Annotated in this window: 17 protein-coding genes and 1 pseudogene; all 18 read right to left on the bottom strand. The window is 39.8% G+C overall.

What is annotated here, in order from left to right:
• Positions 1-70: 70 nt before the first annotated feature.
• The 18 genes and pseudogenes from BLO53_RS08915 to BLO53_RS09000 all read right to left on the bottom strand — a co-directional run bounded on the left by BLO53_RS08915 (position 71) and on the right by BLO53_RS09000 (position 21,374).
• Positions 71-2,092 carry a methyl-accepting chemotaxis protein gene (locus BLO53_RS08915; RefSeq protein ID WP_092060681.1) on the bottom strand — a complete coding sequence of 674 codons (2,022 nt, stop codon included), beginning with the start codon at positions 2,090-2,092 and terminating at the stop codon, positions 71-73.
• A gap of 113 nt (positions 2,093-2,205) precedes the next feature.
• Positions 2,206-2,673: an SsrA-binding protein SmpB gene (smpB, locus tag BLO53_RS08920; RefSeq protein ID WP_026489822.1), complete on the bottom strand. Its 468-nt coding sequence runs from the start codon at positions 2,671-2,673 to the stop codon at positions 2,206-2,208.
• A 564-nt stretch (positions 2,674-3,237) separates the two neighbouring features.
• Positions 3,238-5,241: pseudogene (gene rnr, locus BLO53_RS08925) on the bottom strand (ribonuclease R); the annotation flags it as partial.
• Positions 5,242-5,322: 81 nt separating this feature from the next.
• The gene (gene secG, locus BLO53_RS08930; RefSeq protein WP_026489821.1) at positions 5,323-5,565 is read right to left on the bottom strand and encodes a preprotein translocase subunit SecG; all 243 of its coding nucleotides are present in this window, start codon (positions 5,563-5,565) and stop codon (positions 5,323-5,325) included.
• 146 nt (positions 5,566-5,711) lie between these two features.
• Positions 5,712-7,259 carry a 2,3-bisphosphoglycerate-independent phosphoglycerate mutase gene (gpmI, locus tag BLO53_RS08935; RefSeq protein ID WP_092060685.1) on the bottom strand — a complete coding sequence of 516 codons (1,548 nt, stop codon included), beginning with the start codon at positions 7,257-7,259 and terminating at the stop codon, positions 5,712-5,714.
• A 133-nt stretch (positions 7,260-7,392) separates the two neighbouring features.
• Positions 7,393-9,123: a DUF4153 domain-containing protein gene (locus tag BLO53_RS08940; protein ID WP_176757224.1), complete on the bottom strand. Its 1,731-nt coding sequence runs from the start codon at positions 9,121-9,123 to the stop codon at positions 7,393-7,395.
• Between the two features lie 25 nt (positions 9,124-9,148).
• Positions 9,149-10,060 carry a cation diffusion facilitator family transporter gene (locus tag BLO53_RS08945; protein WP_092060690.1) on the bottom strand — a complete coding sequence of 304 codons (912 nt, stop codon included), beginning with the start codon at positions 10,058-10,060 and terminating at the stop codon, positions 9,149-9,151.
• A gap of 52 nt (positions 10,061-10,112) precedes the next feature.
• Positions 10,113-10,775 carry a thiamine diphosphokinase gene (locus BLO53_RS08950; protein WP_092060692.1) on the bottom strand — a complete coding sequence of 221 codons (663 nt, stop codon included), beginning with the start codon at positions 10,773-10,775 and terminating at the stop codon, positions 10,113-10,115.
• A gap of 67 nt (positions 10,776-10,842) precedes the next feature.
• On the bottom strand, positions 10,843-12,210 hold the full coding sequence (locus BLO53_RS08955) for a tetratricopeptide repeat protein (protein ID WP_092060694.1): 1,368 nt from the start codon (positions 12,208-12,210) through the stop codon (positions 10,843-10,845).
• Positions 12,211-12,409: 199 nt separating this feature from the next.
• Positions 12,410-13,051 carry an RpiB/LacA/LacB family sugar-phosphate isomerase gene (locus BLO53_RS08960; RefSeq protein WP_092060696.1) on the bottom strand — a complete coding sequence of 214 codons (642 nt, stop codon included), beginning with the start codon at positions 13,049-13,051 and terminating at the stop codon, positions 12,410-12,412.
• 165 nt (positions 13,052-13,216) lie between these two features.
• Positions 13,217-14,071 (bottom strand): HAD-IIA family hydrolase, encoded by an 855-nt coding sequence (locus BLO53_RS08965; protein WP_092060698.1) that lies wholly within the window; start codon positions 14,069-14,071, stop codon positions 13,217-13,219.
• A gap of 9 nt (positions 14,072-14,080) precedes the next feature.
• Positions 14,081-15,283 (bottom strand): ion transporter, encoded by a 1,203-nt coding sequence (locus BLO53_RS19950; RefSeq protein ID WP_092060700.1) that lies wholly within the window; start codon positions 15,281-15,283, stop codon positions 14,081-14,083.
• Complete coding sequence (locus BLO53_RS08975; RefSeq protein ID WP_092060702.1) at positions 15,284-17,368, bottom strand: DEAD/DEAH box helicase; 2,085 nt, start codon at positions 17,366-17,368, stop codon at positions 15,284-15,286.
• A 112-nt stretch (positions 17,369-17,480) separates the two neighbouring features.
• Entirely contained in the window at positions 17,481-18,029 is a 549-nt protein-coding gene (pgsA, locus tag BLO53_RS08980; RefSeq protein WP_026489814.1) for a CDP-diacylglycerol--glycerol-3-phosphate 3-phosphatidyltransferase, read from the bottom strand.
• Positions 18,026-19,381, bottom strand: coding sequence for a 30S ribosomal protein S12 methylthiotransferase RimO (gene rimO / locus BLO53_RS08985; RefSeq protein ID WP_092060704.1), 1,356 nt, complete (start codon positions 19,379-19,381; stop codon positions 18,026-18,028). Before rimO ends, pgsA begins: the two co-directional genes overlap by 4 nt.
• A 3-nt stretch (positions 19,382-19,384) precedes the next feature.
• Positions 19,385-19,675 (bottom strand): DNA-directed RNA polymerase subunit omega, encoded by a 291-nt coding sequence (gene rpoZ, locus BLO53_RS08990; RefSeq protein ID WP_035789815.1) that lies wholly within the window; start codon positions 19,673-19,675, stop codon positions 19,385-19,387.
• A 129-nt stretch (positions 19,676-19,804) separates the two neighbouring features.
• A complete protein-coding gene (gmk, locus tag BLO53_RS08995) occupies positions 19,805-20,425 on the bottom strand; it encodes a guanylate kinase (RefSeq protein WP_092060706.1) in 621 nt (206 codons plus the stop codon).
• A gap of 61 nt (positions 20,426-20,486) precedes the next feature.
• Positions 20,487-21,374: a YicC/YloC family endoribonuclease gene (locus tag BLO53_RS09000; protein WP_092060708.1), complete on the bottom strand. Its 888-nt coding sequence runs from the start codon at positions 21,372-21,374 to the stop codon at positions 20,487-20,489.
• Positions 21,375-21,376: the final 2 nt, after the last annotated feature.

The following is a 21,376-nucleotide window of genomic DNA, read 5'->3' on the forward strand; positions in this document are numbered from 1 at the left end:
AAAGAATCCCCCCCTCAAGGCACTTTTGATGCCAAGAGGAGGGAAAGCATCATATTCTAAAAAGTCAATTTCAGTTCTTAAAGAACTTCATTTCTTCATTGAGCTTTTCAGCAATATCCTTGAGGGCATTAGCTGATCCAGCAAGAGTTGTAACTGTAGCTGAAAGTTCCTGCATTGAAGCTCCGGTTTCTTCTGAAGAAGCTGCATTTTCTTCTGAAATAGCTGAAAGAGCGCTCATAGTGTCAACAACAGCATTCTTGGAGCTGTCACAGGTCTCAGCCCCTTCAGATATGAGCTGTACGCCGCCAACAGTGCTTCCAATATCTTCAAGCATTCCATTAACCGCATCAAGAGTTTCACCAAGAGCAATCTGCTGATCACTGTTGCCCTGCTTGACATCTTCTGCAGCCTGAACTGCTGCTTCACTCTGTTCAAGAAGTGATTCCATCTCTTTCTTGATATCATCAGCCATGGCCTTTGAATCTTCTGCAAGCTTACCAATTTCTTCAGCAACAACTGCAAATCCCTTGCCGGCTTCACCAGCTCTTGCAGCCTCAATACTTGCATTAAGAGAAAGGAGGTTGGTCTGTGTAGCAATAGATGTAATTCCTTCAACCTTTTCATTGATATTATTAACAGCAGTCTGCGTAGCTCCGATTGTTCTAGAGATATCTTCAATCTTGGCTGTCATCTCAGTAGAGGAATCCTGAAGAGAAGCAAGGGATTTACTTGAAATCTCAGATGCTTCTTTCATCTTCTGAGCAATGCCGGAAAGATCATCGGTTGAATTCTGAACATTTACTACAGCATCGCCAATCCTTCCAACGTTCTCTGATGCGTTCTGAATTTCATCAGCCTGCTGAGTAGCTCCTGATGCAATTTCCTGAACCGCATTAGAAACGTCTTCTGCTGTCTGTGAAATCTGATTTGCCATATCAGAAAGCTCTTCAGATGAGCTTCCTACGCTCTTTGCAGATTCTTTTATATTATTAACAATATTATCAAGAGTATCAATAACTGAATTTGTTGCTTTAGAAATAGCTCCAAGCTCGTCTTTGCGGGCATCAAACTTTTCAACCTTTAAGAATCTACCATCAGCAAGGGCTGTAAAGGTTTCATTAAGAGCTTTGATTGGTTCTGTAAAGCTCTTTGCCATCATGAATGAGATAACAATGGCAATGACTACAAGGATAATACCTACAACTATTACTATCATAGCTGCCTGCCTAGCTGAATCCATAATTGACTCAGCGCTCTGTGCTGTAACAACTACAAAACCTGATTTCGGTTCTTTTACATATGCCATGTAGTTTGTTCCAAACTTGGAAGCATTTTTATAAAATCCTTTTTCCTGGCCTGATGTATAAAACTCTGAAGTTGAAACGTCTACTTCATCATGGACACCTTCTGCAATTTCATACTGGGAATGAGCTGCAACCATACCTGTTCTATCAACTACAAAGGCATTTTCAGCCTGCGCAGCAAGAAGTTCATGCAGATTTCCAAGATCATAGTTTCTGTGTACTACACCAATAATCTGATCATTGAACCTTAAAGGCACTGCAAAGGTAACCATTCTACGTCCAGTAGTTTTACTGATCGTTATATTTGAAATGAAAGTATTGCCTTTAATAGCCTCCTGGAAATATTCTCTCTCTGCGACACTTACAAAGTCGCCTGTTCCCCTTGCTATCTGCATACCAGTTGTATCAGTCACCGCGGTATTCTGACCATCATTCATAACCAGGTCATACTGATACAGAGTTTGCTGAACTGCATCATAAGGAATGCCTGCTTCCCCCAAAGCATACTGAACTACCGTAGGGTTCGTTGCAATGGCATTAATAGTGTTCAGGTTTGTCTCTATGACCTTATCAAACATACTCAAAATATATCTTGCCTGCCATTCCTGAGACGCCTGTGCATCCTTAAGTGCCTTGCTGGTAGATGTGTTATAGCTGACAATTATAGCTACAAGAAGAGGTACTACCGCAACAAGAAGCATTATGCCAATAAGTTTTGTCTTAATGCTGTCCTTAAAAGCTATCTGTGCACTGTTGTTTTTATTACCTTCACTTATTTTTTTAGCCATCGTAAGCCTCCGCATAAAAAATTATCGCATTATCAGTAATTTTTACGCTTTATATTATACCGCTTACGATGGCTAAAAATTCAATTTAGAGCAATCCTTAATAATAATTTAATTTATCTAAGACTTACTTTATAATCTCTAAGTGCTTCTCTCTGCTGATCTTTTTTGGCCATATCAGCGCGCTTGTCATAGAGCTTTTTACCTTTTGCAAGGCCTACTTCAACTTTTACTCTGCCATTTTTAAAATACACTTCAAGCGGAACAAGTGTATAACCCTGAACCATCTTCTGCTGTTCAAGCTTTCTGATCTCAGCCTTGTGCAAAAGAAGCTTCTTTACCCTAAGAGGATCCTTATTAAAAATATTACCTTTTTCATAAGGACTTACATTCATGCCCATAATAAAAGCTTCGCCCTTATCAATGCTGATCCAGGCCTCTTTTATTGAGCATTTACCCTGACGAATAGACTTAACTTCTGTTCCAAAGAGTTCTATACCAGCCTCGTATTTCTCTTCGATAAAGTAATCATGATATGCTTTTTTATTATTCGCTACTAGCTTTCTAGCCTTATCTTCTGCCATTTTATATAGCCCCTAAACTTTTCTGTAGTATTGGTATTTCTATTATTTCCTGCGCTTACCCTTGCCCTGAGCGCTTCTTGCAGCCTTACTGGTAGCAGACTTCTTGTACTTGTGGACCTTGTAGACCTTACGCCCTGATGAAGACTTATCTTTCTTAGACTTATCCCTATCAACCTTGTCCTTGGCTCTTTTCCTGCCGCCAATTGCCTTGCCAGTTGCAGGTAAGTGTTTCTTACCTCTATGTTTGGGCTGAAGATCTCCTGTTATAGGATCTGGCTCATACTGACTTAGATCAATCAGCTCACCATTGTATTCTACAATACGTCCCTCTTGTTCCTTTTTCTTACTCTTCTTGCCCTTCTTATCAGCAGGCTTTTTATCTTTCTTACTCTTGCCCTTTATGCCAAAGCTGGCTTCTTTATGTAGAGAATTGTCAGCGTCATCAGCTTCATCTTTAGACCTCTCGATGACCTTTCTGATCTTGTTTGCTCTATTCTCAGCAACCTTCCTTGCTTCTGAATAGACTACAAAATCGTCAGGATCATAGCCATACTCATCTAGAGAGTCCTCAGATTCATTCTCATCTACAATTCTAAAGTCTATTGTTCTGGTTATCCTGTCTGCTCCTAAGACCTTTATCATAACCTTCTGTCCAAGGCAATATTCCTTGTGGGTACTCTCACCTACAAGCTTCATATGATTCTCATCATAAACGTAGAAATCATCATTCATAGAAGCTGCTCTGATCATGCCTTCGCAGGAATTTTCAAGTTCAACAAATAGTCCCCAGGCTGTAACTCCTGATACTATGCCTTCAAAGCGCTCACCAATATGGTTTTCCATATACTGAGCCTTCTTGAGTTTGTCTGTTTCCCTCTCAGCTTCCTCTGCTCTTCTCTCAGTTTCAGAGGAGTGCTTGGCAACTTCATCAAGGATTTCTACGTAATGAGCTGCCTTCTCAGCATTCATTCTGCCCCTTAAATGATCCTTTATGATTCTGTGAATCTGAAGGTCAGGGTATCTTCTTATAGGAGAAGTAAAATGACAATAGTAGTCAAATGCAAGACCAAAATGCCCCGTGCACTCTGTGCTATACTTGGCCTGCATCATACTGCGAAGTGCCATCCTGCAGATAACAGGCTCTTCCTTGCTTCCCTCTACTTCCTTTAGAAGCTTCTGGATTTCTTTAGGTCTTACACCGTCATCTCTCTTAACTCTAATGTGATGTCCAAGGCCAGATACAAAAGCTGACAAAGTGCCAATCTTCTCTGGATCAGGCTGTTCATGGATACGATATACAAAAGGACTTTGCATGTAATAAAAATGCTCTGCAACAGTCTCATTAGCTGCCAACATAAAGTCCTCAATCAGCTTGGTAGCTACATTTCTCTGGCGAGGCTGTATGTCTATAGGATTTCCAGCCTCATCAAGTATTATCTTGGTCTCAGGGAAATCAAAGTCTATAGCTCCCTTATCTTCTCTTTTCTTTCGTAAAAGAGCTGACAAAGCCGCCATATCTTTAAACATGGGAACGAGCGCTTCGTACTTCTCACACTCTTCCTGGTCTTCATCCTCTAGTATCTTGGCAACAGATGTATAGGACATACGCTCATCTACATTGATCACGGATTCAACAATGTTGTGATCAACAAGCGATCCGCTCTTATCAAAAGTCATAAGGCAGCTAAGAGCAAGCCTGTCCTCTCCGTGATTAAGGGAGCAGATTCCATTTGATAGTCTGTGTGGGAGCATAGGAATAACTCTGTCTACAAGATAAACTGATGTGCCTCTCTTAAGGGCCTCTCTGTCAAGCGCTGAATTCTCCTGTACATAATTGGTAACATCTGCAATATGTACTCCCAAGTGATAAAGTCCCTTTTCATCTATAGAAAGACTTACAGCATCATCAAGATCCTTGGCATCTTCGCCATCTATTGTAACCATCTGAAGCGAGCGAAGATCCTCTCTTCCATACATATCAGCCTCTGAAATCTGGTCAGGGCATCTATTTGCCTGATTCATTACTCTTTCAGGGAACTCGCTTGGTATATCATAACCCTTTACAATCGACATGATATCAACGCCAGGATCATTGATATTTCCAATTACCTCTTTTACCTTGCCTTCAGGTTTCTTCCTCTCAAGAGCATTGCCATAGTCGGTGATCTTAACAACTACCTTATCACCTGTAACAGCCTTGCCATGATGCTCGATTGGGATAAAAATATCACTTCCAAGTCTGCCATTATCTGGAATGACAAAGCCAAAATTCTTCTCGCCCTGATAGGTTCCTACAACTTCATCCATACCTCTTACAAGGATGTTCCTGATGCGGCCTTCTGTTCTCTTGCCTGTAGATTCAGGCAATAGTTCCACCTCTACAGTATCAGAATGAAATGCTCCGTGAACATACTCTTCAGGAATAAAGATATCTTCATCTCTTCCCTCGACTTCTACAAAACCAAAGCCTCTGGCATTAGCAATAAATGTGCCAACTACCATTTCTCTATTATTCTTTTTGCCTAAAAAGCTTTCATTCATCCTTTTAAGGCTCTTACCTTTACTCATAAAACCTCACTTATTACTAAAGAAAAAGAAAGGCACTCACTACGGAGTGCCTTAAAATCTAAACAGATTCAAATAAACAGATTAAAGAATGTTCATATTAAGAACGATAGCAACAACTACAAATAAAACTGAAAGAACGATTGTTACCTTCTTAAGAACGCCTTCTCTTGAACGGCCCTTGTTCTTGCCCCAATATGTATTCTCAACTGTTCCCTGGATAGCTCCAAGTCCCTGATTCTTGCCCTCCTGAGCAAGTACAAGAACTACGAGAGCGGCACAAACCAGCATAAATACTACACCAACAACATAACTTAAAACGCTCACTTAGTATAACCTCCCAAAACACATATAGTATTGTTTCTTAATGCAAATTGCGAATTACAAGCAACTACTACAATACCACATTTACGCATCAAAAGTCAATTCATAAAAGCCGATAATGCGTGAATTTAAAGCTATTTCTAAAAGTCTTATTTCTTGATAAGAAGTGACTTACCAGTCATCTCAGCAGGCTGCTCCTCACCCATGCACTCGATAAGTGTAGGAATGATATCAGCAAGGCATCCACCCTCTTTGAGTGTGTAAGCTGGATCATAGTTAACAAGGATAAATGGAACAGGATTTGTAGTATGAGCTGTCCAAGGCTCCCCTGTCTCATAATCGATCATCATATCAGCGTTGCCGTGGTCAGCGCAGATAAACATTGTTCCGTTCTGAGCCTTAACAGCATCTACTACCTTGCCAACGCACTCATCAACAACCTCGATAGCCTGTACTGCAGCAGGGATAACGCCTGTATGTCCAACCATATCTGGGTTTGCAAAGTTAGCAATGATAACATCATATTTCTGAGAGTTGATTGCATTAACAATCTTCTCGCAAACCTCTGGAGCGCTCATCTGAGGCTTAAGGTCGTATGTAGCAACATCCTTAGGGCTGTTTACAAGTACTCTGTCCTCGCCCTCGTTTGGCTGCTCAACACCACCATTAAAGAAGAATGTAACATGAGCATATTTCTCTGTCTCAGCGATTCTAGCCTGCTTCATACCCTTAGCTGCAAGCCACTCACCAAAGGTGTTGTTAAGAAGAACCTTCTTGAAGGCAACCTCTTTGTTAGGAATAAGTGGATCATAGTCTGTAAAGCAAACATATGTAACGTCTGGTCTTGCGCCTCTGTTAAACTTATCAAACTCATCATCACAGAAGCAATGTGTGATCTCTCTTGCTCTGTCAGGACGGAAGTTATAGAAAATGATTGAATCTCCATCCTTGATTGTTGCTACAGGAGCACCATTCTTCATGATAACTGTAGGAACAACGAACTCATCAGTCTTGCCATTCTTGTAGCTGTCAACCATGCACTGATGTGCTGAATCAGCCTTGTTGCCCTCACCATTTCTAAGTGCATTGTAAGCAATCTCAACACGGTCATAGTTGTTATCTCTATCCATAGCATAGTAACGGCCAGAAATTGAAGCGATGGCTCCAACGCCAAGTTCCTTCATCTTGTCCTCAAGCTGCTGAACAAAATCAATTCCGCTCTCTGGTGGAGTATCTCTACCATCAAGGAAGCAGTGAACAAATACCTTATCAAGGCCATTCTTCTTGGCAAGCTCTAAAAGGCCATAGATATGTGTAATGTGGCTGTGTACACCACCGTCAGATACAAGACCATAAAGGTGAAGAGCTGAATTCTTCTCTTTGCAGTTATTGATTGCAGCAAGAAGTCCCTCGTTTGTAAAGAAGTCTCCATCCTCGATAGACTTTGTAATTCTTGTAAGTTCCTGGTAAACAATACGGCCAGCGCCCATGTTCATATGGCCAACCTCTGAGTTACCCATCTGTCCATCAGGAAGACCAACTGCAAGTCCTGAAGCGTATCCCTTAACAAAAGGATAATCCTTCATAAGTCCATCCATTACAGGAGTCTTAGCCATAGCAATAGCATTTCCCTCTGGGTTATCATTAAGTCCATATCCATCAAGAATCAAAAGAACTGTTGGTTTAGAACCTCTCATTATATATATCCTCCATTTTCTGTTCAGAGCATATCCTGCTCTGGTTAAATAACTATTATTAAAATGAACTTTCGTCCTTGCATAGTATATCTCAATAGCTATGGGTATGACAAGCATTTAACAAAAAGTTAATTTATTCAAGAAGATAGCCTCTGATTTCAAAGCTTCTGATATCCATTTCGCCATTTTCTGTAAAACCGAAAATGTTTACTTTGGTAAGCACCAGTGTCTTCCCATTTTTTGTGGTGATTTTCTTCTGGATAACCTTTTCTTTTTCTGTCTGGCCTACATTTCTCTTTTTATACTCTCTAAGAGTATCTACTATGTCGCAAAAATCAACGTAATCTACGGGCTCTGACTCATCATCCCTAAGATATATAGGAATATTATCAATATAAGTGATTCCAGCCCAGTCAGTAAGATCAGTTTCAACGATGCTAAGCCTTGTAAAGCCCGTAACATCTACACTGTACATATCATTGTATACGTTTATGTAGGTTCTCTCTGCATCATCGTGATAATCATTATTTGTAAGGTCGCTCATCTGATCTTTAGACAGCTTGTTATCAATAAATAGCCTTCCCGAAAAGCCGCCCTCTCTATCAAGTACCTTATAGGCTTCATGGGCATCTTTCTTAATAGCATCTGACGTATTACTGCCTCGTTCAAGATAAGCTATGATTTTCCCCTTTTGAGACATTGTAACAGCGCTGTAAACATTTATCCCTGGCATAAAAAGAACTATAAAAGCCCCTGCGATCACTATAAAAATAAGAGTATAAATGTAGTCTTTTTTCCTGATGAATCTAAGAGTATAAATTACAAAATATATAATTTCAAAAACTATTACAACGATTCCAAAGTATCTGCTGGAAGTAAGGCCATAATCCCTAACTCGCATATGCAGGCACATTATCTGAAGAATAATAAATGGGATAAAAAGAAATGGCAATATGGAAATAGCTCTTTTTATTCCTTCATCGCAGCATCCAAAGGCCATTGTCCAGGCAAAAAGGCCGCAGACAAAAAGCGCTGTAAGTATTGGAAATACTTCATTTGATGGAAATGTCCATGTAACAAAAATCTTTATGATATAAACATAAATGATAACAAAAGCAGCTGCGATTATTCCGGTAAATATGTAGGATAAAACAATTCTTCCAAACTTGGAGATTTCTCCTTCTGTTTTAGAAAGCCCCACAACCGCGCATGGAAACTCGACAAGTCCAAGTAAAAGTATTTCTACTCTAAGTGTCAGGTCCATAAAAAAAGTATCAAAGATAAGGGTATCGAAAGCCCATATTATCAAAAGGGCTCCAAGAGCGATAATGCCATACACAAGCTCTGCTTTCATAAATCCGCAAAAAGCCTTGGCAACGTAAGTTTCAGAGTATTCCCCGCTTCTTTTGTAAAAGAAATATATAGTAAGTCCAATTACTGCAATCCCAACAAAGAACAGAATATTTCTGGACAGATCAAGAATTAAATCTTCATAGCCAACTTTAAAAAAACTTTCAGGTATATATTCATCGAGAATTCTAAACTGAAGGGCTGAAAGAAAAGTTGTTGCAATGATCACAATTCTTAAGCCCAGTACTTTTTTAGATTTGGGATTATAAGAAGAATCAGTATCCTTCTTGTATAGATGAATGGACTCGCATAACAATAGTCCAAAAGAAACAGAAAGAAGAAGCCATTCTATGGTTTTCAAAAAATCGAAGATGGAATAAAGCACGTCACCAGCTGGATTGTCCCCTGCTGTAATTGCCCATAGGATCATTGACAGCATAAATGCCCCAAACGAATATCTGTGCTCATTAACCACTTCTTTAAAAATGCTTTTAATTTTCCCCAAAAACTTCATACACATTTTCCTCCATGTTTTAGGATCAGATCAGGTCATCCCCATTGACCACTTCATTCTTGGGATCATAATCGCTTGGATTAACATGGATCATCACATGTTTAACGTTACTGAAATTCTGCTCAACTCCGTCATGAACCTTTTCTGCTATCTCGTGAGCTTCAATCAGGGAGATATTACGATCAACAGATATTTCAAGATCAACATATATCCTGTTTCCAAACTGTCTGGTATGTAAAAGATCTATGCCTACAACTCCAGGCTGCCTTGCAATAAAATCCCTTACATCGTTCTCAAAGTCAGTGCTGCATGATGTATCAAGCATTTTATCTATAGCTTCCTTGATGATATCAAGAGCAACTTTTAAAATAAGAACGCAGATGATAAGACTGGCAATTGGATCCATGATTGGAAAACCAAGTTTTGCCATGCCGATACCGATAAATGATCCGACAGATGAAATGGCATCAGATCTGTGATGCCATGCATCAGCTTTAAAAGCGGCAGAATCAAGCCTTTTGGCATAGAACATGGTATACCAGAACATAGCCTCTTTTACCACAATAGAAACTACCGCTGCTATTAATGGTAACAATGTAGGAACCACAAGTGTTGCACGTTCAAAGAGTATCTTTCTGACTCCGCTATATCCAATTCCAAAACCAGTTCCGGCAAGAATAAGTCCAAGAGCCAGAGAAGCAACGCATTCAAGCCTCTCATGGCCATATGGATGAAGCTCGTCCTCTTTTCTCTGGGCAAGCTTAACTCCCACATATGCAATTAATGTCGCAAATACATCTGACAAAGAATGAACAGCATCAGACACCATGGCGCCTGATCTTCCAAAGATACCTGCAAATAGCTTAAATGCAGCAAGTAGAACATTTCCTAAGATTCCCACACGGGATAATTTACTTACAATCTTTTGATTATCCATGATATACCCCCAATAATAAGCTTATAGCCCATAATATGGCAATTATCTGTCATCAAAATTCACAGGAAATAAGTAACGTGCCGTCCTTTACAGTAACAACAGCTTCTTCATCTATTATAAACTCATTGCTGACTCCAAGAGGAAAATCGCTTCTAAGTTCCCCATCTTCCAGAGTATACATAAGGCCTTTTAGTGTCACTCCTTTAGATACCTCAGAAAGTGAAAAAACAGATAAATACCCGGTATTCCCACGGTTAAAGTTTATGGTCTCATTTTCAGCTATCATGAGCATTTTCCCTGAGTCAAAAATATAGCCCTTGCCGCCATTATGCTTAACAAATAAAAGAGTCTGTATATTGGCCATAGTATGGTCAAATCTCTTTCCCCCAAGAGCTCCATAAAAATAAAACTTCCTATAGCCCTTTGAAAGCCCTATTTTGACAGCTTTAATCGTATCCGTATCATCTTTTCTTACATCAAGCTTAACAATCCTGTCAGGGTCATTTTCTGCTATTTCCTGAATACTTCTCATGAGTATTGGACCAGCCTCAGAAGCAGAGTCAAAGTCTCCAACAATAAGATCAGGAAGTATTCCCATCTGCTGGGCATACATAAAGCCTGCATCACAGGCAATCACAAAGTCTTCTTCGTTTATAGAAATCTCAAGCGGTGTAAAAGAGCCTGCTGAGATAATTATGCATTTTGGTTCGCTCATAAATCCCTCGTAGTAATAAAAGAACTAGTACATTCGTCTTGCAAATATACTAGTCCTATTATAGCACTTATGCTTTTATTCTTGATTCAATAGTATCAATATCCATCACATACTCATTGTCTCCGCCCCAGTCACCAATGATTGTCTCATCAATTTCACCATTTTCATCAGTAATCTCTGTGCAGAGTCTGTAATTCATCTTGGCAACCTTGGTATTCTTGCCAGAGTTTGTATAGCTCTTAAGGTAAGTTACTGAATATTTAGTATGAGGATAAGGATTACCATTTACGCTTTCTGGTTCATAGGAGATTGAGCATCTCTGAACCCCATCATCCTCAAAGTAATTGGCCCAAAGAGTGATAACGCCCTTAGTCTGCGGGTTCTCTTCAAAGTTTAAAAATCTATAGCTGAACTTACCATCATTTTTATTTAAAATAATGGCTTCCCTACTGATAGCAACATAGGTTGTGTTCTCCTGGGGAGTTTCAATATTGTTAAGGAAAACATCCCTGAGAGATAGATACTTCTCAGAAACTACAAAATCTCTCAACTCATCAACATTTCCAACATCAAGCTGAGTGAAAATATCAGCAAATATCTCCTGTACGCCCTCAGCATTTACAAGGCAGGCAATCGCAGAATCTATTTCATCGCTCGTAGCAACCGCTTCTCTTACTCTTTCTAAAATAGCCTTATACGAAACAGCATCTTCGTAATTTATGGTAAAAGAATCAGCTACAGGAATCGCATATTTAAGTATAAGAGCCTTTAGTTCCTCAGATGGTGTATTTTCATATACAGTTATCATACGACTTAGAAGATCAGAATATTTGGCAAAAGAGCATCCATTCTCATCTCCATTTCTAAACAAGCCATTGGGATCACCTGTATATGCGCTAAAGCATCTGTCATAGGCCGCTGATAAAAGTTCAATAGCATCTGCATTAGTGTTATCCTGCTCAAGAACCTCAAGAACAGAAAGCACTGTATCTATATTGCCTTCTCCCTTATTCATTGAATTAACTGCATCATTCATAATGACAGTCAGATAATTGCCAAGAAGAGCTTCATTTTCAGTATTCTGCCAGCCATCGTACAAAACTTTCTTGGCTGATTCTGTATCATCAATACTAAGGTATGCACTAGCCATATTGTTGTAAGCTGTAACTGAACCCGAATCTATTTCAATAGCCTCAGAATAGGAGTTTATTGCAGCGTCATATTCTGCATTCTCTGAATATCTGTTTCCCGCTGCTATAGCCTTACTGACCTTAACAAATGGAAGGCTGGAATATACTACATAGATTGCTGCAACACCAATTACTACTGCGCCAGAAAGAGCTGCAATCATCCTGATATTAATTTTTCTATTAGAGCGTCTTCTGCTTTTACCAGATGACACATTGATTGTCTTATCTTTACTTCTATAACCCATTTTAAAACAAATATCCCTTATAATCTTGTTTAACTAACTACCTATGCCCCACACAACACAAGAAAAAGTATATCATAAAGCCTTTGATTTATCTAGGCTAGTACAAAGAAAAAATCACCACGCCAGATATTAAAAATCCGCGTGGTGACTATATCTTTACAATAATATATCAGTACTTACATACCTAATAGCATAAGGTTTATGCTAAAATTTCGTGAACTGCAGCCTTGATGTTTTCGTCCTTAGCATTTGCATCAAAGTACTCAAGGAAATGCTCTCCAGAAAGTGCTCCCTTCACAAGATCTCTGTCAAGGTTCTTAAGGATAGCTACAACATCCTGGTTGTATGTAACCTTCTTGACTTCATCAAGGATTTTCTTATTTCTCTGCTCTGGTACTGCTCTCTCTCTTGGATAGCCCTGTCCAGATTCCTCTGAGAAGAGCTTCTCAAAAGTATACTCAAGATTAAGCTCTGCGCCCCATCCTGACTTAAGAGCGAAATTCATAGAAATAGCGTTACCATCGTTGATCTGAGCAAATGTGTAAGCATCAAGCGGATCTGTTACATGTCCGCAGATAACTCCTGGGAAACTGTTGCAGGCAAGCATTGCACCCTCACCTGTTCCGCAACCTGTGATAACGTAATCTACTGCACCTGAGTTAAGAAGAACGCATGCAAGAATACCGTTCTGAACGTATGTAAGCTGAGCCTTGTCATCAGCTGAATACATACCGTAGTTAAATACTTCAAAGCCGTGCTTGTCAGCAACCTTTTTAAGAGCACCATAGATCATCTCGTTCTTGGCAGCCTGGCTATTTTCATTGATCAAAGCAATTTTCATTGTGATTTCCTCCTTGGCATAATGTCGGTAATATATCATTCTACACATTCACAAATCATTATAATTAACTCAGAAATGATAAGTCTAGGGCTTTAACTAGCCTGTACCATTTTTTCAATATTTATGTCAAATTTCGCACATTTTGATATAGATGGCATAAAGTCATTACAAAGTGCAAAGAATCTCTCCCATTTCCTTTATGCCTTCAAATACTGCATCAGGCTTAACATCAGAGGTTTCTATGTCTCTTACTGTAGCTTCTCCTGTAAGGACTAGAACTCCCTTTGCTCCATTTTTTACACCAGTCGCAACATCAGTGTACAGACGGTCTCCCACAAAGGTTATCTTTTCTTTTGCTACTCCAGTAAAAGACGCCACCATATCTACAGTTTCCTTAAAAGGTTTTCCTACATACTTAGGCTCTTTTCCTGTAGAAAGAGTTATAGCTGCGCACATTGCACCACAGTCAGGGATAAAGCCTCCCTTCATAGGGCAGTTAATATCAAGATGGGTTGCCAGGAATAAGGCCCCATTTCTGATATACGTGCAGGCATTTGTAAGTTTCTCATAGGTCAAGGTCTTATCAAAGCCAACGACCACAATATCCGGAATATTAGCTGTATCGCAGGGAACAAAGCCATCATTTTCTGATACTTCCGGTTTAAAGAGATTTATTCCTGCTTCCTCAAAACTCTCTTCAAGGGCCGGTGTCCCAAGAAGATATACACTTTTGCCCTTGTAATTTGTATCAAGAAACCTTATCATAACATCCCCGGAAGTCATGATCTTATCCCTATTTATGTGGCAGTTCATCCTCTTTAATTTTTCTATGTAAAGCGCAGGCGAAGTGGACGAATTATTAGTAAAAAATATAAAGTCCTTACCTGCATTTTTGACGCTTTCAAGAAAGTCCAAAGCGCCATCTAGTATATCGTTGTCCAGATAAAAAGTTCCATCCATATCAAGGACAAATAATTCTGTTTCGTTTAATATCTTTTTCTTAGTTGTTAGTTCAAACATGTTACTTCCTCAAATATATTTATGCTTGCCATATAAAAGAACTATATCGCCAGCCTTTATAACTATATTTCCCTTAGGAACAAGGGCCTTACCTTTTCTCCGTATCATGAAGATATAGCTCTGCCTTGAAATATCCAGATCTTTAATTGCTACGCCATTCCAGGAATGGCCTTCATTTATAGTTATTTCCTTAAGATCAATAGGAGAAATATCCTTGATTTTCTCCGCGCACATTACCAGAATGTCGCCATTTTCAAGCACCGTCTGACCTCTTGGAATAATAGTCTCATTTCCCCTCTGAATTGCAACAATCATAACATCCTTGGGTATACCGATATCAACTATCTTTTTTCCTGTCCAGGAATCTTTTTGAGACAATCTGATCCTGATAAAATGAATGTTTTCTTCCTCAGCAAAGTCACCCACAGTCTTAAGCTTCTGGTACTGTTCAACAAAGCCTGCACTGATGATACCAGTAGGAATAGCAACCATGCCAACACCCAAAAAGCTTATGATAATTCCCAGAATCTTACCCATTATAGTAACTGGATAGATATCACCATATCCTACAGTCAAAAGAGTTGACGCAGACCACCATATTCCAGAAAAAGCGTTCTGGAAAACATCTGGCTGTGCGTCGTGCTCAACACTGTACATGCAAAGGCTAGATGCCAGCATCAAAATAAAAATGATAAATACAGAGGCAAGAAGCTGCTGACTCTTACTGACAATGATCTCTGTTATTACATTTAGTTGATCGTAATAGGAATTGATCCTGAATAGCCTTAGTATCCTTGCAATTCTAAAGAGCCTGAATACTGTAGCTCCTCCTGGGAAAAACACTGGAAGATAATAAGGCAAAAATGATAAAAGATCGATAATTCCGGCCAAAGACAATGCATATCTGATTGAAGATTTGCCCGGTGATAGTTTAGGATACAGTTCATTAGCACTAAATACTCGTAGCACATAGTCAACTGCAAAGAAAAATGTTGTAACAGCTTCAATAGCAAGGAGGAGCCCTTTATAGTGCTCCTCCATGTAATCAAATGTTATTGCAAAAACTGCTGCAAGATTTAAAAGAAGGGCTATTATGCTGATCCAATCATAAAAACGGTTTATAGGCTCATCAATCACGCCGGTACTAACCATGTTAAATACCTTAGCTCTAAAACGATTGATTTTCGCTCTTAAACTGTTTCTATCAGCCATTTATTCCCCCTTTTTGCCACGCTTGCCAAAGCTCTCCATAACAAAATTGCTAACGTCTGAAAGGTAATCAAGGCTTCGCTTTTTGTTTTCAGCTTTCATGGCCTTTTTCTCAGATTTTGAAACATTCATGGTATCTGTATCTTTATTCTCTTTCTTGCCCTTTTTAGAGGTATCTTCCATATACCATGACTTTGTAGAACCTTCCCCTTTGATGTTAATGCGTCCTACATTTTCAAATCCGTCACTCTTTTTTTCTGACTTTCTCTCATATCTCTTGGACTCAGTACCGGCTGTGCCTGACTTGCCTGTAGTAGATGTAGTCTTATCTCTGTCAGCCTTTATGCTGGCAATAAGACTCTCATCAAGTCCTGTGCTCCTTGTAAATCCGTCAGAGTCATTTAAAGGCTTTTGCTTCTTGCGTGGCTTTGGAAATTCCTCGCTACGCTCCTTCTTGTCAAAAGATTTGTTGTCTCTGCCACGACTATCCTTGTCATAGCGCTTTCCATCACGGCTGCGGCCTTCCTTGTCAGAGCGTCTTCCATCACGGCTACGTCCATCTTTATCAGAACGTCTTCCATCGCGCTTTCTCTCACCGCGGCCATCTCTGTCAGAACGTCTTCCGTCGCGGCTTCTCTCACCACGGCCTCTGCCGCCCCTGCCATCTCTATCTCTCTCGCCGCGAGTTTTAAAGTCTCTGCGGCTTCTGTCACTCTTTTCAAAAAGAACAAGATCCTCTAGATCTGCGCCCATCTTAAGTTTCATAAATCCGGCTGCAAGCTGCTCTGCAGTATACTCGCCCTCTTCAATCTTCTGATTTACAAACTCAAGTGCCTGCGCTATATCACTATTCTCGATAATATCTATAACTTCTGCAAAAACCTTCTGAGACTTAACTCTTGTTATCTCTTTGGCCTTTGGAACATGACGCTCCTCAATCTTGGTATGGCAAACCTTCTCGATCTCACGAAGCTTGTACATCTCTCTTCCGCCTACAAGAGTAAAGCTCATGCCGCTTCTGCCGGCTCTTCCTGTACGCCCGATCCTGTGTACATAGTATTCAATATCTTCTGGGATATCGTAGTTAAATACAGCTTCTACGCCGCTTACATCAATTCCTCTTGCTGCCACATCTGTAGCAATAAGGATATTGATCCTTCCGTTTCTAAAGAGATTCATTACAGTATCTCTCTGGTTCTGGGAAAGGTCTCCGTGAAGTCCATCCGCAAGGTATCCCTTCCCCTTAAGGTTCTCAGCAAGCTGATCTACCATTTTCTTGGTATTGCAGAAAATAAGTGATCTTGAAGGATTGTAGAAATCCATAAGTCTGATGAGGACCTCTTCCTTCATCTTCTGTGGAACTCTGTAATATGCCTGCTCGATAGCTGCTACAGTAATCTCCTTGGGAGTCATCTTGATATATTCAGCATCGCTCTTCTGATAAGTCTTGGTGATCTTAAGGATTGGTTCTGGCATTGTAGCAGAAAACAGAGCTGTCTGTCTCTCCTGCGGCATTCCCTGAAGGATTGTCTCAATATCCTCTCTAAAGCCCATATCAAGCATTTCATCTGCTTCATCAAGAACAAGGACCTTAACATCCTTCATCTTCATGGTATGTCTGCGCATATGGTCCATAACTCTTCCTGGAGTTCCAACCACAATCTGAACACCATTAGAAAGAGCCCTGATCTGTCTTGAAATATCCTGGCCTCCATAAACAGGAAGAACCTTGATTCCAAACATATACTTGGCAAAATCTCTAATATCATCTGCAGCCTGCATTGCAAGCTCTCTTGTAGGACAAAGAACTACTGCCTGAAGGTGCTTGTTATTTGGATCCACCTGATGAAGAAGTGGAATACCAAAAGCAGCTGTCTTACCAGTTCCTGTCTGCGCCTGTCCTATAATATCCTTACCCTGTATCATTACAGGAATAGCTGCCTTCTGGATAGGAGACATATATTCAAATCCCATCTCTGAAACAGCTCTTATAATTCTCTCATCTAGTCCTGACTCGTCGTAACGAATCTTTCTCTCGTCGTTAACCTCGTTTTCTTTGATTATTTCTTTTTCTAAATCTTTACTCATATAACTCTCTAATTTCTACTACTACAATTGTTTCTTATACGCGATATACATCCTTTCATAAATGCAATTATTCGTGCAAGCACGAAATTGCATTTACTCAGTCCTAATATCGTTACATGTCTCCGCTCATTACGTCCTTGTTTTTTACGATGTAATCAACAAGTGAGATTATTGTCAGAGCAAGAGCGATCCACATGATGATCTGTGTAAGAAGATCATAATAAGGAATAATATCTCCAAGACCTGCGATCATGAGAATAACCATGATCATCTGGAATGTGGTCTTAAACTTGCCCCAGTAACTTGCTGCAATGACTCTTCCATTATCAGCAGCAACAAGCCTGAAGCCGCTTATAATGAACTCTCTTGCAATAATGATAACTACTATCCATGAAGGAATCTTACCTAGGTCTATAAGGCAGATCATGGCACTGCATACAAGCAGTTTATCTGCCAAAGGATCCATAAACTTACCAAAATCAGTAATAAGGTTGTATTTTCTGGCAATCTTGCCATCAGCCATATCTGTAAGGCTGGCAATTACGAAAATCGCTAGAGCAACCCACTTAAAGGTATCGTTTCCTGGAGATAACAATAAAAATGCCACGAAAAATGGAATCAAAATAACTCTAAGTACTGTCAGCTTGTTTGGTAAATTCATGTCTCTTCCTCCCCAATCAGATCATATTCATTTGAGCCTGTAATTCTAACCTTGATATAGTCCCCTGTTATCAGTTCTCTCTTTACACCAGTCACAAAGACATATCCATCGATATCAGGTGCATCCTTGTAGGTTCTGGCAACGTAAGAAAAGCCTTCATCATCATCTGCATCAGTGATTCTGCCTTCAATTACAGCATCTACAACCTTGCCTACCATAGCCTTTGCATTGTCAAAAGCTATCTCCTGCTGAAGACGCATCAGTTTGTTGCGTCTGGTATTCTTGACCCTTTCTGATACCTGATCTGGCATTACAGCAGCCGGAGTATCCTCCTCCTGTGAATAAGTAAATACTCCAAGCCTGTCAAATCTAAGGTCCCTTACAAGAGCCATTGTCTCGTTGTGATCTTCTGCAGTTTCTCCTGGGAATCCGCTTATAAGAGTAGTTCTAAGACAAATGTCTGGAATTTCCTCTCTAAGATGCTTTACAAGAGCTCTGATCTCAGCATTATTAGTGCGTCTTCCCATCTTCTTAAGGATTCTGTCAGAACCAGACTGAATAGGAATATCAAGGTAATGACATACCTTAGGTTCAGACTTGATAGCCTGAATTATCTCTTCTGTAATTTCCTCAGGGTAACAATATAAAATCCTGATCCATCTAAAGCCTTCTATCTCACAGAGCTTGTGCAATAGCTCAGGAAGCTTCTTCTCTCCATAAAGATCAGTTCCATAAAGGGTAGTCTCCTGGGCAACAAGGAGCAGTTCTGTTACTCCTGCAGCTGCAAGATTCTTTGCGTCAGCAATAAGCTGTTCCATAGGAACACTTCTGTATGAGCCTCTTACCTTTGGGATAATACAATAAGAGCAGTGTTTATCACAGCCCTCAGCGATTTTCAGATAATTATATAGACCACCTGTTGTGATCACTCTCTTAAGGCCACCAACAGGCTTTTTATTAAGATCATCAAAATAATTCTTGTGAGAAAAGAGCTTATTTCTCTCTATTGTCTCATCTAACGCAGTTATTATCTTGTCAGTAGATGATATGCCAAGGATTTCGTCTACCTCAGGTATCTCCTTCTGGATTTCCTCCTGATAGCGCTGTCCAAGACAACCTGTAACAATAAGAGCCTTTAACTGGCCAGATTTCCTGCGCTCAGAAAGCTCTAAAATAGTGTTGATGCTCTCTTCCTTGGCATCATTGATAAAGCAGCAAGTGTTGACCACTGCTGCTTCTGCTTCTTCTTCATCATCAGTAAAGCTGTAACCGCGGCCGGATAACATACCCAGCATTACCTCGGTGTCAACTCTGTTCTTGTCACATCCAAGTGACACAAATAAAATTTTCATATATTACTCGTTCTCTGTAGCCTCAGCCTCATTGTTCTCAGAAGCATTCATCTCTTCCTTCTCTTCATCTGTAAGAATACGAAGAGTATCCTGGTTCATCTCATCAACAGCAATTGAAAGAGGCTTCTGCTTGTCCTTAACCTTAACCATAGGCTCGTCACCAGCAATGATCTGTCTAGCTCTCTTAGCAGTAGCCATAACTACTGAATATCTGGAGCTAACAACAGGCTCTTCGCCTTCCTCTACGCCTTTGTTCATAACCTTCATAAGATCAACATAAGATGGGTGTATCATATAAAATCCTTTCCTGCGTCTTACGCACATAACATACCGTATAAAATATAGTAAAGCACAATAATATCCATGCTAAAACTAACACATTATAACACAATACAAAAATATTAAAACATATAATTAATATTATTAGAGATTTCCAAGTTCCTCTCGCATCTTAGCAATGAACTCTTTATTCCTGTCAGGAGTATTGTGTGCTGATGATATTATACCATGAACTTCCTCAACAGCGTCCTCTAGTTTATCATTAATTACTATATAATCATAGTTTTCAATTCCTACAGACTCTTCAACTGCTCTGTTAAGTCTCTGTCTGATGACTTCCTCTGACTCTGTTCCTCTTCCGCGAAGTCTCTTCTCAAGTTCCTTGGCAGAAGGTGGCATAACAAATAAAAGAACCGCATCAGGATACTGCTCTTTGATCTGAAGAGCTCCCTGAATCTCTATTTCAAGTATAACATCAATTCCAGCATTAAGCTTATCTTCTACAAACTTTCTAGGAGTACCATAATAGTGGTTCACATATCCCGCATGCTCGATAAGTCCGTTCTCTTTTATAAGCTTCTCGAACTCTTCATTACTTACAAAGAAATACTCTCTGCCATTCTCCTCGCCTGGTCTTGGATTTCTGGTTGTTGCTGATATTGAAAGCGCATATTGATCATACTTGGCAATAAGTGCCTTCATGATAGTACCTTTTCCAGCTCCAGAAAATCCGGAAACAACTATAATAATACCTTTTCGTTTCATTTTTATTACTCTCACTCTATTTATTTGTGATATACGTGTGTCTCCACTTTGGTACTCAATATCACTCTATATTTTGTATCTGTTCTCTTACCTTCTCGATATCAGTCTTAAGTGCAATGCCCCTATCTGAAATCTTAAGGTCAGTAGACTTGGACAAAATAGTATTGGCCTCTCTGTTCATCTCCTGTGCAAGGAAATCAAGCTTTCTTCCTATACCGTCCTTGTCATCACCCTTTATAAGTGCTTCCTTCGTAGCCTTAATATGGCTACGAAGCCTTGTAAGTTCCTCATCTACGCAAACCTTATCTGCGTAAATAGTAACTTCCATAGCAAGACGATTTTCATCAACTTGCTTGTCCTCTAAAAGATCTGCTATCTTCTCTCGAAGTTTAGCCTTGTACTCAGTAATGATCTCTGGTGAACGCTCTGTAATATATTCAACATTATCAAGCATTCCATCCAGTTTCTCAGTAAGGTCTCTTGAAAGGAACTCACCCTCTTTGACTCTGGATTCAAGGAACTGCTGACCAGCGCCATTTATAGCCTTCTTAAGTCCATTCCAAACCTCGTCTTCATCAAGTTCTTCCTCTTCCATTGTGAAAACCTCTGGAAATCTTGAAAGAACTGAAATCCTGACGTCATTATCAAGGCCAAAATCTGAAGCCATCTCATCAAGATATTTATAATACTCCTGAGCAATTGCCTTGTTATATTTTACCTTGGAATCTGATTCGGAAAAATCCTCATAGATGATGAAAACGTCAACCTTACCACGTTTCATGTATGCCTTAAGTTCTGAGCGGATAGCCGCCTCAAAGGCATTGAATTTCTTTGGCATCTTAATGCCAAGATCAAGATATCTGTTATTAACAGACTTAAGTTCTACTGTATACTTGCGCTGTCCTTCTGTGACTTCGCATCTGCCGAAGCCAGTCATACTACAAACCATAA

The sequence above is a fragment of the Butyrivibrio sp. INlla14 genome, assembly GCF_900102515.1.
In the GTDB taxonomy this organism is placed as follows: Bacteria; Bacillota; Clostridia; order Lachnospirales; family Lachnospiraceae; genus Butyrivibrio.

Bases quoted from the DNA above. Each gene is read 5' to 3' on its own strand.
- BLO53_RS08915 (WP_092060681.1), bottom strand. From the start codon at position 2,092: ATGGCTAAAAAAATAAGTGAAGGTAATAAAAACAACAGTGCACAGATA.
- smpB (WP_026489822.1), bottom strand. From the start codon at position 2,673: ATGGCAGAAGATAAGGCTAGAAAGCTAGTAGCGAATAATAAAAAAGCA.
- gpmI (WP_092060685.1), bottom strand. From the start codon at position 7,259: ATGAGAGGTTCTAAACCAACAGTTCTTTTGATTCTTGATGGATATGGA.
- BLO53_RS08940 (WP_176757224.1), bottom strand. From the start codon at position 9,123: ATGAAGTTTTTGGGGAAAATTAAAAGCATTTTTAAAGAAGTGGTTAAT.
- BLO53_RS08945 (WP_092060690.1), bottom strand. From the start codon at position 10,060: ATGGATAATCAAAAGATTGTAAGTAAATTATCCCGTGTGGGAATCTTA.
- BLO53_RS08950 (WP_092060692.1), bottom strand. From the start codon at position 10,775: ATGAGCGAACCAAAATGCATAATTATCTCAGCAGGCTCTTTTACACCG.
- BLO53_RS08955 (WP_092060694.1), bottom strand. From the start codon at position 12,210: ATGGGTTATAGAAGTAAAGATAAGACAATCAATGTGTCATCTGGTAAA.
- BLO53_RS08960 (WP_092060696.1), bottom strand. From the start codon at position 13,051: ATGAAAATTGCTTTGATCAATGAAAATAGCCAGGCTGCCAAGAACGAG.
- BLO53_RS08965 (WP_092060698.1), bottom strand. From the start codon at position 14,071: ATGTTTGAACTAACAACTAAGAAAAAGATATTAAACGAAACAGAATTA.
- BLO53_RS19950 (WP_092060700.1), bottom strand. From the start codon at position 15,283: ATGGCTGATAGAAACAGTTTAAGAGCGAAAATCAATCGTTTTAGAGCT.
- BLO53_RS08975 (WP_092060702.1), bottom strand. From the start codon at position 17,368: ATGAGTAAAGATTTAGAAAAAGAAATAATCAAAGAAAACGAGGTTAAC.
- pgsA (WP_026489814.1), bottom strand. From the start codon at position 18,029: ATGAATTTACCAAACAAGCTGACAGTACTTAGAGTTATTTTGATTCCA.
- rimO (WP_092060704.1), bottom strand. From the start codon at position 19,381: ATGAAAATTTTATTTGTGTCACTTGGATGTGACAAGAACAGAGTTGAC.
- rpoZ (WP_035789815.1), bottom strand. From the start codon at position 19,675: ATGATACACCCATCTTATGTTGATCTTATGAAGGTTATGAACAAAGGC.
- gmk (WP_092060706.1), bottom strand. From the start codon at position 20,425: ATGAAACGAAAAGGTATTATTATAGTTGTTTCCGGATTTTCTGGAGCT.
- BLO53_RS09000 (WP_092060708.1), bottom strand. From the start codon at position 21,374: ATGGTTTGTAGTATGACTGGCTTCGGCAGATGCGAAGTCACAGAAGGA.